Source organism: Plantibacter sp. lyk4-40-MEA-4 (assembly GCF_030209415.1).
GTDB lineage: Bacteria > Actinomycetota > Actinomycetes > Actinomycetales > Microbacteriaceae > Plantibacter > Plantibacter flavus_A.
Map to the genome: position 1 here is coordinate 12,365 of NZ_JARVSA010000005.1, position 12,291 is coordinate 24,655.

The 12,291-nt window shown below is 70.1% G+C and carries 10 protein-coding genes; 6 read left to right on the plus strand and 4 right to left on the minus strand.

Translation table 11 applies throughout. The annotated features are described in order from the left end of the window. The first annotated feature begins 164 nt into the window (after window positions 1–164). The 4 genes from QRN44_RS10065 to QRN44_RS10080 all read left to right on the plus strand — a co-directional run bounded on the left by QRN44_RS10065 (window position 165) and on the right by QRN44_RS10080 (window position 6,331). The gene (locus QRN44_RS10065; protein ID WP_158596570.1) at window positions 165–1,712 is read left to right on the plus strand and encodes a DUF3375 domain-containing protein; all 1,548 of its coding nucleotides are present in this window, start codon (window positions 165–167) and stop codon (window positions 1,710–1,712) included. Window position 1,713: 1 nt separating this feature from the next. Then, entirely contained in the window at window positions 1,714–2,559 is an 846-nt protein-coding gene (locus tag QRN44_RS10070) for a DUF4194 domain-containing protein (protein ID WP_064293799.1), read from the plus strand. Further along, the gene (locus QRN44_RS10075) at window positions 2,556–5,936 is read left to right on the plus strand and encodes an ATP-binding protein (protein WP_285039057.1); all 3,381 of its coding nucleotides are present in this window, start codon (window positions 2,556–2,558) and stop codon (window positions 5,934–5,936) included. Before QRN44_RS10070 ends, QRN44_RS10075 begins: the two co-directional genes overlap by 4 nt. Before the next feature lie 71 nt (window positions 5,937–6,007). Further along, the gene (locus tag QRN44_RS10080) at window positions 6,008–6,331 is read left to right on the plus strand and encodes a hypothetical protein (protein ID WP_175115864.1); all 324 of its coding nucleotides are present in this window, start codon (window positions 6,008–6,010) and stop codon (window positions 6,329–6,331) included. A 19-nt stretch (window positions 6,332–6,350) separates the two neighbouring features. Here QRN44_RS10080 and QRN44_RS10085 read toward each other — a convergent pair whose 3' ends face one another. The 3 genes from QRN44_RS10085 to zapE all read right to left on the minus strand — a co-directional run bounded on the left by QRN44_RS10085 (window position 6,351) and on the right by zapE (window position 9,484). Then, complete coding sequence (locus QRN44_RS10085) at window positions 6,351–6,896, minus strand: type II toxin-antitoxin system PemK/MazF family toxin (RefSeq protein ID WP_285039058.1); 546 nt, start codon at window positions 6,894–6,896, stop codon at window positions 6,351–6,353. Window positions 6,897–6,994: 98 nt separating this feature from the next. After that, complete coding sequence (locus QRN44_RS10090; protein WP_064293796.1) at window positions 6,995–8,224, minus strand: ammonium transporter; 1,230 nt, start codon at window positions 8,222–8,224, stop codon at window positions 6,995–6,997. Window positions 8,225–8,422: 198 nt separating this feature from the next. After that, entirely contained in the window at window positions 8,423–9,484 is a 1,062-nt protein-coding gene (zapE, locus tag QRN44_RS10095) for a cell division protein ZapE (protein ID WP_121290720.1), read from the minus strand. 136 nt (window positions 9,485–9,620) lie between these two features. Between zapE and QRN44_RS10100 the strand changes: the two genes are divergently transcribed. Both QRN44_RS10100 and QRN44_RS10105 read left to right on the plus strand, forming a co-directional pair. Beyond that, window positions 9,621–10,523, plus strand: a complete 903-nt coding sequence (locus tag QRN44_RS10100; RefSeq protein ID WP_121290722.1) for a sulfurtransferase — start codon at window positions 9,621–9,623, stop codon at window positions 10,521–10,523. Between the two features lie 82 nt (window positions 10,524–10,605). Then, a complete protein-coding gene (locus QRN44_RS10105; RefSeq protein ID WP_071260092.1) occupies window positions 10,606–11,040 on the plus strand; it encodes a SufE family protein in 435 nt (144 codons plus the stop codon). Window positions 11,041–11,056: 16 nt separating this feature from the next. Here the strand turns inward: QRN44_RS10105 and QRN44_RS10110 are convergent, their stop codons facing one another. Continuing rightward, complete coding sequence (locus QRN44_RS10110; RefSeq protein WP_285039059.1) at window positions 11,057–12,250, minus strand: alpha/beta hydrolase family protein; 1,194 nt, start codon at window positions 12,248–12,250, stop codon at window positions 11,057–11,059. Window positions 12,251–12,291: the final 41 nt, after the last annotated feature.

Below are 12,291 nucleotides of genomic sequence, written 5' to 3' on the forward strand. Positions count from 1 at the left end.
CCGGACCATCCGGCCTGACCCTGGACCTTGACAGCGACCGGACCGGGCCCGGTGGATCGGGACCGTCGATGGTCGGCGTGGCTCACCACGGGTGCGGTGCGCTGATAATCTGGCAGCTGCGGTGGCCTCGGGGTGTTCGTGTGCCCGGACGATCGAGGAGTGCAGTGGGAGAGATCGACGGAGAGTTCGGCCGCGTCCGGGACGCGCTGGAGCGTCCCGCGATCCGGCTCCTGAGTCGCCCGACCGCACCGGCGGTGGTCGCGATCTTCCGCACCACGTTCGGCCGCGACGTCCAGTTCGTCGCAGCGGACCGCTTCCATCTGCAGGTCGAGGAGTACCTCGGCGAACTCGCGGCTCGCGGTGCTCGGATCCCCGCCGGCGGCGATGAACGCGGTGGCGGACGGTCCCTCTGCCGGGAGTGGGTGCACGACCAGTGGCTCGTCCGGACGAGCACCGACGACGGCGAGGAACAGTACTCGCTCACCTCGCACGCGCTCGAAGCGGTCTCGCTCGTCGACGGCCTCGCACACGACCGCGCCCTCATCAGCGAGTCGCGCCTGACCATGATCCTCGACTCGGTGCGCCGATGGGCGCTGCAGGCCGACCCGGACCGTGACGAGCATCTGCGTCGTATCGACGCGCAGCTCGCCGAGCTCCAGGCGGAACGCGAACGGGTCGCGGCCGGCGGCACCGTCGTGGCGGCGAGTGACGACCGGATGCAGGACGGCTACGCCAACATCGCCGACCTCATCCGTCAGCTCCCGAGCGACTTCCGCCGGGTCGAGGAGTCGGTCATCGCGATGCACCGGCGGATCGTCGAGGACTTCCGGAACGACACCCGTCCGATCGGCGAGATCCTCGACGACTACCTCCGGCGCACCGACGAGCTGATGACGGCGACGGCCGAGGGTCGGGCCTTCGAGGGTGCTTTCGAGCTCCTCCGCAACGACGATCTGCTCCAGGACCTCAAGCGCGACCTCTCCACCATCCTCGACCACCCGTTCTCGGCCAGGCTCGGGCCCGCGGAGCTCCGTGGTTTCCGGGGTGCCGTCGGCATCATCCGACAGGGGATCGACGATGTCCTCGCGCAGCGTCGGCGGCTCACCGCGACGCTCCGTGACCACATCGTGCATCACGACGTCGTGCAGGACCGCGAGCTCGACACGACCCTGCGAGCATTGAACCAGCGCCTCGGCATCTGGATGCGGACCGCGGGACCACGCGCCACCGTCGACCTGCCGCTCCTCCCCGAGACCATCGACATCGAGCACCTGCGCGAGCGGTTCTACGATCCGGACGTCGAGGTCGCACCGCCGCCGATCGCGACCGCCGTCGAACGGATCGACGGCGCGGCGATGTCGCTCGACACCCTCCGGTCGCAGGGTGGTCCGCTCCTCGACGAGCTCCGGGCCGGACTCCTCGATGCGGTGACCTCCGGTGCCGAGGACGCCCATGCGGCGTTCTCGGCGCTCGATCCGGAACTCCGACGACCTGTGGAGCTCTTCGGCCTCGTCCACCTCATGACCCAGCTGGGCACGTACGACGAACAGGCACCACGCCGTCGCTACGAGACGGTCCGTCCGGACGGGACGACCACCGCGTTCGAACTCCCGGCCTTCCCACTGGGTGAGGTCGGTGTCGCAGCGCTGACGCGAGCCACGACGACCACGACGACTGTTCCGGCCGACCAGGCCGGGCGCGGAACGGAATGACATGACCTCCGAGACGGATCCCACCGTGACGGCGACGACCGATTCGACGTCGGACGACCTGACGACGGACGGACTCGACGCCTTCACACCCGCCGACGCGCCGGTCGCCGACCCGGATGACGACTCGTTCGCCCTCTTCGAAGGGGACGAGGGACGCCTCGACGCCGCTCAACGTCGTGCGCTGGTCGCTCTGCTGAAGCACCGCTACGTCAGCCCCGCGCTCCAGCCTGCCGAGTGGCGGACGGTCCTCGAGTCCGAGTCGCTGCTGCGGTCCCGCCTCAACGAGCTGTTCCTGGAGCTCGAAGTGGACCGCTCGGCCGAGGTCGCATTCAAGCGCCAGGCGGGCTCGGAGAGCGGGCGGCGTCCCTTCCCGACCCTGCTGCACGACACCAGCTACAGCCGCGAGGAGACGATCCTGCTCGTCTACCTGCGGACGCGTCTCCGGACCGAACTGGCCAACGGCGCACGGGCCGCGATCGTCGAACACGACGAGCTCCTCGGCTTCGTCGCGAGCTTCCGGCCCGAGCACGCCACCGACCGCGCCCGCGACGACGGACGCGTCGAGCGCGCGATCGACAAACTGCTGACCGCGCGCGTCCTGCTGCGGACCAAGGACGCCCGCCGCCACCGGATCGCGTCGGTGGTGGAGACGCTCCTCCCCCTCGAGCGCCTCCAGGAACTCCTGGAGTGGCTCGAAACGCAGACCGCAGCGGTCGATCCGGCCTCCGAACAGCCGCGAACCGATGCCGACGCGGACGCGGACGACGAGCCCGACGGCACCGTGGCCGAGTCGCAGGACTCCCCCGACGACCAGACCCAGCCACAAGCAGCAGAGGACGACCGATGAGCCGCTCCACGGACACCGACACCCTGCTGGACCTCGTCGAGCAGTGGCGCATCGAACGGATGCAGGTCATCAACTGGGGTGGGTTCGACGGGTACCGATCGGTCGACTTCGCCTCCCGCGCGACGCTCATCTCCGGCGCCTCCGGAACCGGGAAGAGCTCGCTCATGGACGCGTATCTCGCGGTCATGATGCCGTCGGACGTGCCGTTCAACGGAGCCTCCAACGACGCGGCGGTCGGACGGGCGCGGAATCCAGACCAGCGCAACCTGCTCACCTATCTCCGCGGCAAGGTCGACTCGGCACGGGACCCGCAGACCGGGGCGATGCGCGACATCAACCTGCGCGGCACGGATCAGCTCACCTGGGGTGCCGTGGCGGTGACGTTCCTCAACGACGACGACCGTCGCTTCACCGTCGTGCGCGCCTACCTCGTCCCCCGACGTGCGCTGCGCACCGGCGACCTGTCGATGACCATGGCGACCGTCGACGGGCCGTTCGAGCTCACGGATCTCGAAGCGTTCGTGCCGAAACGGTTCGACGCCGGTGAGCTCCAGGGTCGCATCCCCGGATTCGTCGTCCGCGACACCTACGCGGAGCTGTCCTACACGCTGCACACTCGTCTCGGCATCGGTGCCGGTGGCGACGGTGGACGGGCGATGCGTCTGCTGGCCCGGATCCAGGCGGGCCAGCACCTGCCGACGGTCGACGGCCTGTACAAGTCGATGGTGCTGGAGCGTCCGAGCACGTACGACGCGGCCGACCGGGCGCTGTCGCACTTCGAAGCGCTCGACGAGGCGTACCTCGCGATGGAGACCGAGAGCCGTAAGGCTCGGGTGCTCGAGCGGCTCGGTGAGCTGCGTCGCGACTACGAGGACGGGCACCGGGCGGCGGCCGATCTCGAGCGCCTCGGCTTCACCGAGGACGGCACGACCCCGTTCACCGTCTGGCGCAGTCGCGCACACGAGGCATTGCTCGATGAAGCGGTCTCCAGGAACCGGCGGGAGAAGCTCGAGGCCGGGGCCACGTTGGAAGCGGCGCGGGCACGAGCTGCTGCCGCGGGTGTCCGCGTCCGCGAGCTCGAGCGTCAGGTGTCGGAGCAGGGCGGGAGCGCGCTGCGGCGTGCCGAGGAACGCCGTGAGGCCGCGGAGGCGACGCACGCCGAGGTGGCACGAGCCAGGTCGCTGTTCGACGAGCGCACCGAGGTCCTCGACGATCCGATCGAGGATGAAGCCTCGTTCCGGCGTGCGCTGGGCCGCAGTGAGGACTTCCTCGCCGACGACGACACCGCGCTCGACGCCATCGAGACCGATCGCGCCCAGCTGCATCGCGAAGCGTTCCCCCTCGAGGAGCGCAATACCGAGCTCCGCCGTGAGCTGCAGTCGCTTCGCGGCCGTGACGGCGCGGTCCCCGATCGACTCCACCGGGCGAGGCTCGCCCTCGCCGAGGCGGCCGGACTCGATCCCGAACAGCTGCCGTTCGTGGCCGAGCTCATCGACGTCGCTCCCGCCTATGCCGCCTGGCGTCCCGCGATCGAGGTCACCCTCCACGGTCTCGCGAGGACCGTCCTCGTCGACGAGGAACACCTCGACGCGTTCGGCCGCGCGATCGACGCCGTCCGGATCCCGGTCCGCCTGCAGTTCGAGGGTGTCCCGCTGCATGAGCCGTCCTCCCCGGACGCGGGTGACCCCGCGTTCATCTCCGGCCGCGTCACGTACCGCACCTCCCCGTTCAGTACGTGGATCGAGCAGCGCGTCACTTCGGACCGGATCGACGCGCGGTGCGTGGAGACACCGTCGGAGCTCTCGGGCGGAGGTCGCCGCGTGACCGTGAACGGCCAGCTGCGTGACGGCCGCCGCGGCTCCCACGGCGACACGGGCGGCGCACCGATCCTCGGCTTCACCAATGAGGCGCGGATCGCGTCGATCGAGGCGGAGACGGCCGAGATCCGCGGGCGACTCGAGCTCATCGCCGGTCGACAGGCCGGCATCCAGCAGCGGCTGTCGCGTCGTGAGGCCGAGCGGGCCGCCCACCGGTACCGACTCGACACCGAGTGGGCCCGGATCGACGTCGCCGGTGCAGCAGCGCTCCGTGACGCCGCCGCGGCCGAGCTGGAGCGTCTGCTCGACGCCAGTGACGTCCTGCAGGAGCTCCAGGGCTCGGTGGCGGCCGCCCAACGTGAACTCGACGCCGCCAACGCGGAGCGGTTCCCGGCCGAGGACCGTGTCAGACGCCTCGACGAAGAGCACGGGGTGCTCGTCGATCAGCAGGACGCGGCGACGACGGTCATCGACCGCTTCGAGCGCTCCGAGGTGGAGGAGGTCTCCCCCGCCGACGTCGAGCGGATTGAAGCCGCCCTCGCATCGGTGGGCGGCGTGCCGTCACTCGGTGGGTTCGGCGATGCGATGAAGCGGCTCCGCGCCCGGCTCGGTGACGAGTTGTCGTCGGCCGTCCGCCAGGCGGAGCAGGCCGCGCTCGCACAGGTGCACGTGTTCGAGCAGTACCAGTCGATCTGGCACGACCCCAACCTCGGCACGACGCTCGAGTCCTACCGCGACTACCGGGCGATCCTCGACGGCATCCTCGGCACCGGTCTCCCCGAGCGCCGCCAGGAGTGGCGCCGCCGGCTGTCCCAGTGGAGCGGCGAGGACCTGGTCCCCCTCAGCAGCGCGTTCGACAGCGCCGTCGAGGAGATCGAGGACCGCCTGGTCCCGGTCAACGACATCCTGCGCGACCTGCCGTTCGGACCGGCGCACGATCGTCTCAAGATCGTCCTCCGCCGGGTGCATCGCGAGGAGGCCTCCGCCTTCCGGCGCGAGCTGCGCGCCCTGTCGAGCGAGGTCACCGCGAACCTCGGCGACGACGAGTTGGAGGCCCGGTTCCAGCGGCTCCGCCGGTTCATGGAGTCGATGCGCGACACGGGTGCCGGCGCCCAGTCGACCCGCGACCAGGTGCTCGACGTGCGCCGTCACGTCGAGATCACCGCCGTACGGTACGACACGTCGGGGCAGGACGTCAGCGTCTACTCCTCGCTCGGCGACAAGAGCGGTGGCGAGACCCAGGAGCTCGTCGCGTTCATCGTCGGCGCCGCCCTGCGCTACCAGCTCGGTGACGAGGACCGCCCACGTCCGAGGTTCGCGCCGGTGCTGCTGGACGAGGGGTTCATCAAGGCGGACTCGGAGTTCGCCGGCCGCGCGGTGGTCGCCTGGCTGCGGCTCGGCTTCCAGCTCGTCATCGGTGCGCCGCTCGACAAGGTGACGGCGCTCGAGCCCTACATGGACCGGCTCCTGTCGATCCGGAAGGATCCGGAGACCCGACACGCCTGGGTCGCCGAGATCGAGCGGTCGGCCCCGGCCGAGCCGCTCGAACGCGTCGGATAGCGCTGTTCCGTCGATCTCAATCGATCGCGGCGTGACTTGACACGACGCGCGTTCGAACATATGTTCGAATCATGTCCGACCGGCCCGCTGCCCCGCCGATCCGCATCGGCGAGGCCGAGTGGATCGTGATGCGGGATGTGCCCGACCGGCCGGCCGGTCTCGTGAAGTACTTCGCGCCGAGCGGCGCACCGGCCTACTTCCGCTGCGTCACCTGGGCTCCGCGGTCAGAGGACCGCCGACTGATCGGTCGGTTCGCGACGCTCGCCGAGGCGGAGCGCGCCGTGCCGGGTGGGCGCCGGTCCGCCGCACCGGGCACTCCCAGCTCCGCGGACGCCTGGGAGCACGGGCAGGTGCCGTGGGACGCAGCGCCGCGACGGAGCGACCGGTACGCCTGAGCGGCCGGTCACCGCTCGGTCAGCGCCACCCGTACCGCGACCGGAGCCCAGCGGCGACGTGGGCGAAGCGATCCCGCGGGACCTGAGCCGCTTCCCGTCGCATGCCGTCGGGGTGCACGCGGAAGACGCGGTCGAGGTTCGCCCAACTCGGACGGCCGGCGCTGTCCCAGCCGCCGGTGCCGAGCGGCACGAACGCACCGTCCTGCGAATGATCCTTGCTCGTCAGCTGCACCGCCAGCACCCAGCCTACGGTCGAGCGCGCCACGATGAGCACCGGGCGGTCCTTGCCACGTCCGTCGCGCTCCTCGTACGGCACCCAGGTCCAGACGATCTCGCCTGGGTCGGGATCGCCGTCGACGGCCGGGGCGTAGTCGATCGACACGGCGCCCACCGTCCGCGGATCGACCTCGACCGTCGCCGTCCGGCCCGAGCGTCCGGGTGAAGCGGCGGTGGTGGTCGGTGGCGTCGCGAGGCCGGCGGTCCGCACCGCACTGGAGGCGGCGCGGGTGGAGGGGCCCAGGAGTGCGTTCGCGACGCGACGGATGAGCGAGGTGAAGGTTGACACGCCGTCACCCTACCGTCCGCGGCCGCCACCCCAGCGAACGACGGACGGGCGCCGTCCTGATGGACGACGCCCGTTCGGCGAATCGATGGCGGTCGAGGTCAGTCGACGAGCGCGTACCCCTCTTCGCCGTGCACGGAGGTGTCGACGCCGGCGATCTCGTCCTCGTTCTTGACGCGGAAGCCGATGGTCTTCTCGATCGCGAAGCCGATGACGAAGGCCACGATGAAGGAGTAGACGAGGACGGCGAAGGCGGCGATGGCCTGGACGGCGAGCTGCTCGATGCCGCCGCCGACGAAGAGGCCGGTCTCGGTCGCGAAGAAGCCGAGGTAGAGGGTGCCGATGAGACCACCGACGAGGTGGATGCCGACGACGTCGAGGGAGTCGTCGAAGCCGAGCTTGAACTTGAGCTCGACGGCGATGGCGCAGACGGCGCCGGCCACGATGCCGAGGAGCAGCGCCCAGCCAGGCGTCAGGTTCGCGCAGGCCGGGGTGATGGCGACGAGACCAGCGACGGCACCGGAAGCGGCGCCCACCGAGGTCGCCTTGCCGTCCTTGAACTTCTCGACGACGATCCAACCGATGATGGCGGCCGCGGTGGCCCCGACGGTGTTGACGACGATGAGTCCGACGTTCGCGAGCTCGTTCAGCCATTCGGCGCCGGCGTTGAACCCGAACCAGCCGAACCACAGGATGGCGGCACCGAGGAGAGTGAGCGGCACGTTGTGCGGCTTCGTGATGCCCTTCTGGAAGCCGATGCGCTTGCCGAGGACCAGGGCGAGGGCGAGGGCTGCGGCTCCGGCGTTGATGTGCACCGCGGTGCCACCCGCGTAGTCGATGACACCGATACCGGCATCCTCACCGAACAGCGTGGTGCCGAGGTTCATGATCCAGCCGCCGCCCCAGACCCACGCGGCGATCGGGAAGTAGGCGATGGTCGCGAAGAGACCGGCGAAGATCATCCAGGAGCCGAACTTCGCGCGGTCGGCGATGGCGCCGGAGATCAGCGCGATCGTGATGATCGCGAAGGTGGCGCCGTAGGTCGCCCCCACCAGGTCGGTGTTCGCGGTCTCGCCACTCGCGAGTGCGGTCATCCCGAAGTCGGAGAAGGGGTTGCCGGCGAACTCCAGCGGGCTGCCGACGGCCGACATGTTGAAGCCGTAGAGGATCCACAGCACGCTGATGAGGCCCAGTGCGCCGAAGCTCATCATCATCATGCTGACGACGCTCTTCGCCTTCACGAGGCCGCCGTAGAAGAATGCGACGCCGGGGGTCATGAACAGCACCAGAGCGGTTGCCGTGACTCCCCAAGCGATACTGCCTGTGTCCATTGGATCTTCCTCACACATCGTGGTCTTGCAACGGGTGCCCGAGATGGTGAGGACCGGCTGAGCTCGGCCTCGCCGTCCGACTCGGTACAGCGACCAGTCTGGGGAACGGAGGTTTCCGCACGACTGTCAGCGTGTTTCCGACGTGTTACGCGAGTGCCGTCCAGGTAAACAGCGTGTTTCGTGACCGGCTGGGACCGGTCAATCCATCGAGGTGAGGGCGATCATGCGCGACATCGCGCGCAGGTACTTCTTGCGGTACCCACCGTTGAGCATGTCGCCGCCGAACACCTCGTCGAGGGCGGTGCCGGTCGTGACCACGGGGATCTGCGCGTCGTACACCCGGTCGATGAACGCGACGAGCCGGAGCGCCTGGCCCTGGTCGGTCAACTCGTGGACGTCGCGGAGCGCGATCAGGTCGACGCCGTCGAGGAGTCCGATGAACCGTGAGGGGTGGACGGCGGCGAGGTGCGTGATGAGGCCGTCGAAGCTGTCGACCGTGACGTTCCGGCCGGCGGCCGCCGCCTCCTCGGTGCGGGCGTCGAACCGCTCCTCGGAGCTCACCACGGCGTGCCCCTCGATGCTGCGACGGCGGTAGTCGGTGCCGTCGATGCGGAGGGTCTCGAAATTGGCGCTCATGGCCTGGATCTCGCGGAGGAAGTCGGCTGCGGCGAAGCGGCCCTCCCCCAGGGCGTTCGGCGGCGTGTTGGAGGTCGCCGCGATCCTCGTCCCGGTCGCGACGAGCTCTCCGAGCAGTCGGGTCATGACCATCGTGTCGCCCGGGTCGTCGAGCTCGAACTCGTCGATGCAGATGAGCGTCGCGCCCGTCAGCTGCGCGACCGCCGCCGCATAGCCGAGCGCTCCGACGAGGGCCGTGTACTCGATGAAGGTGCCGAAGTACTTCTTCCGACCGGGCGCATCGTGCCAGAGCGCGGCCAGGAGGTGGGTCTTGCCGACGCCGAAGCCACCGTCCAGGTAGATGCCCGGCTTGGCCGCCGACACCTTGGGCTTCCGCCGTCCGAAGAAGCCGCCACCGCCACCGGCCTGGGGCGCGAAGAAGCCGCGGAGCTTCTCGACCGCGGCCGCCTGGCCCGGGAAATCGGGATCCGGACGGTACGAGTCGAAGCTCGCCTGCTCGAACTGCCGGGGTGGCGTCAGGCTCGCGACGATCTCGGCGCCACTGACCGTGGGGACACGGTCGGCGAGGCTGCGGAATCCGGTCGGGACGGAAGGCGTGGTCACGGCAAACCTCTGGCTCTGCATGGGTGCTGGGTTACGGCGTCTGACGCATCGGTGCGGTTCGGTGGCGCGGACGGCGTACTGTCGAAGGGACAGGCTTCCAGCCTAGATGCACGACACCCGAGCCACACCGCAGCCAGCTGCACGACCGGAGGTACCCATGACCGTCGACGCCGATTCGACCTCGACCAAGTTCACCGCCTACGCCCACCCCGAGCGCCTCGTCACGGCGGAGTGGCTCGAAGCGCACCTGGGTGAACCCGGTCTCGTCGTCGTCGAGTCCGATGAGGACGTCCTCCTCTACGAGACCGGCCACATCCCCGGCTCGGTGAAGGTCGACTGGCACACCGACCTCAACGACCCGGTCGAGCGCGACTACATCGACGGAGCCGCGTTCGCCGCGCTCCTCGGATCCAAGGGGATCTCGCGAGACGACACCGTCGTCATCTACGGCGACAAGAACAACTGGTGGGCCGCCTACGCCCTGTGGGTCTTCAGCCTCTTCGGACACGAGGACGTCCGACTGCTCGACGGTGGACGCGACAAGTGGATCGCTGACGGTCGGGCGATCACCCGCGACGCCACGGAGCGCGACGCCGTCGAGTACCCCGTGGTGGAGCGCGACGACACGGCCCTCCGCGCCTACAAGGACGATGTGCTCGCCCACCTCGGCAAGCCGCTCATCGACGTCCGCTCCCCCGAGGAGTACAGCGGTGAACGCACCACGGCCCCCGCCTACCCCGAAGAGGGTGCGCTCCGCGCCGGTCACATCCCGAGTGCGCAGAGCGTCCCGTGGGGCAAGGCGGTCGCCGAGGACGGCACCTTCCGGCCGGCCGAGGAGCTGGACGCGATCTACCGCGACGGCGCGGGCCTCGCCGAGGGCGACGAGGTGATCGCCTACTGCCGCATCGGCGAGCGGTCGAGTCACACGTGGTTCGTCCTGCAGCACCTGCTCGGGTTCGACAACGTCCGCAACTACGACGGCTCCTGGACGGAATGGGGCAGCGCCGTGCGCGTGCCGATCGTGCAGGGCGCCGAGCCGGGCGACGCACCGACGCGCTGACCCGTCCACCCACCGCCCTGCCGCACGGCTGCACGGTGCGGGAGGGCGGTCCGCTGTTCCCGGCTGCGATACTGGAGTGACCATGACCGATTCCCTCCTCGCCCCGAACCTCGCCGAGATCCGAGATGAGTTCCTCGCCGTCGAGGAACGCTCACGGCTGCAGCTGCTCCTCGAATTCAGCGACGAGCTGCCGGACCTCCCGGAGCGGTACCGCGACCACCCCGATCTCATGGAGCGGGTGCTCGAGTGCCAGGCGCCCGTGTTCTTCTTCGTCGAGGTCGACGAGGACGGCATCGTGCACCTGTTCGCCACGGCTCCCGAGGAAGCGCCGACCACTCGCGGGTTCGCGAGCATCCTCGTCCAGGGGCTCGCCGGACTCACCGTCGACGAGGTCCTCGCGGTCCCCGACGACTTCCCGCAGATGATCGGACTCTCCCGGGCGGTGTCGCCACTGCGACTGCGTGGGATGTCGGCGCTGCTCGGCAGGACGAAGCGCCGCCTCCGCGAACTCGCCTGAGTCGTCGGCCCGTCGGTCAGTGCCCGGGCGGTAGCGGCACGAGCTCGTCGAGCCAGTCCGAGACCGCGGCGGTCCAACGCTCCGGGTCGTAGTTCCAGAGCTTCGTGTGACGGGCGACGGTGAACGGGACGAACGTCACGATGTCCGGTCGTGCGAGGGCGAGCGCCCGCGACGGCCCTGCCGGGACGTAACCGTCGTCGTCACTGTGCATCAGCAGGATCGGCAGTGCGAGGTCGGCGGCGTTGGCGACGTAGTCGAGCCGACCGAGATCGATGCTCGTCGCCTGCCCGGTCAGGAGGCGTCCCCACCGGCGGCTGATGGCGAGCAGGGCGACCCGACCAACGACGCTCGGGATCCGGTTCTCGCGGGCCTGGTGCTGCAGGACGTCCACCCAGTCGATGACCGGCGAATCGAGCGCGACGGCGCGGAGGAGTTCGGGGTGCGTCGTCCGCCGTGAGGCCTGGAGCACGATCGCTCCGCCCATGGACCAGCCCATGAGCACGACGTCGGCGGCGCCCTGTTCCCGCACCCAGCCGATCGCGGCGTCCACGTCGCGCCATTCCTCGTCGCCGAGCGCGTAGCGGAAGTCCAGCGCGGGCGGAGCGTCGCCGTCGTTGCGGTAGGAGACGAGCAGGCACGAGTACCCGGCGTTGCGGAAGCTCGGCACCGCTCGGAGCGCTTCGGATCGCGTGGTCCCCCGGCCGTGCACCAGGACGGCCCAGCGGGTGGACGGTCCGTCCTCCGGGTGGATCGCCCACGCCGGCGCCGGCCCGAGCGGGGTCGGGACGAGCACGTCCTCGTGGGCGAGGCCCAGTTCCTCCGGGCGGCGGAAGAACCACCCGCTGAACTCGGCCTCCTGGCCGACGCGGAGTGCGTCGACGTCGCCGCCGAGGAGCGTCCGGACCACGGTGTGCTGCCGCCTCTCGAGGATGTCGCCCAGCTGCACGTAGGCGGCCCTTCTCGTCACCCAGCTGCCGTAGCGGCCGGGGACGATCGTGTCCGGGGACGCGACGAGTTCGACCGTCCCGCCGGCACGGTCCAAGCCGACGATGCGCGCCTCACTCGGGCGGTCCCGAGCCGGGACCACCACCTTGCGGGCGATGGTCGCGACGACGGCGAGTCCGAGGGCGCCGACGGCGGCGGCGGCTCCACCGGCGATGACGATCGCATCCGTCGCCGAACCCCGCCGCCGGATGCCGGTGCCCGCCACTCCTCGACCGCCTGCCTGCGACCCGGGTCCGCGTCTCCGCC

Coding starts and splice junctions, on each gene's coding strand:
- QRN44_RS10070 (WP_064293799.1), top strand. CDS start 1,714: ATGACCTCCGAGACGGATCCCACCGTGACGGCGACGACCGATTCGACG.
- QRN44_RS10075 (WP_285039057.1), top strand. CDS start 2,556: ATGAGCCGCTCCACGGACACCGACACCCTGCTGGACCTCGTCGAGCAG.
- QRN44_RS10080 (WP_175115864.1), top strand. CDS start 6,008: ATGTCCGACCGGCCCGCTGCCCCGCCGATCCGCATCGGCGAGGCCGAG.
- QRN44_RS10090 (WP_064293796.1), bottom strand. CDS start 8,224: ATGGACACAGGCAGTATCGCTTGGGGAGTCACGGCAACCGCTCTGGTG.
- zapE (WP_121290720.1), bottom strand. CDS start 9,484: ATGCAGAGCCAGAGGTTTGCCGTGACCACGCCTTCCGTCCCGACCGGA.
- QRN44_RS10100 (WP_121290722.1), top strand. CDS start 9,621: ATGACCGTCGACGCCGATTCGACCTCGACCAAGTTCACCGCCTACGCC.
- QRN44_RS10105 (WP_071260092.1), top strand. CDS start 10,606: ATGACCGATTCCCTCCTCGCCCCGAACCTCGCCGAGATCCGAGATGAG.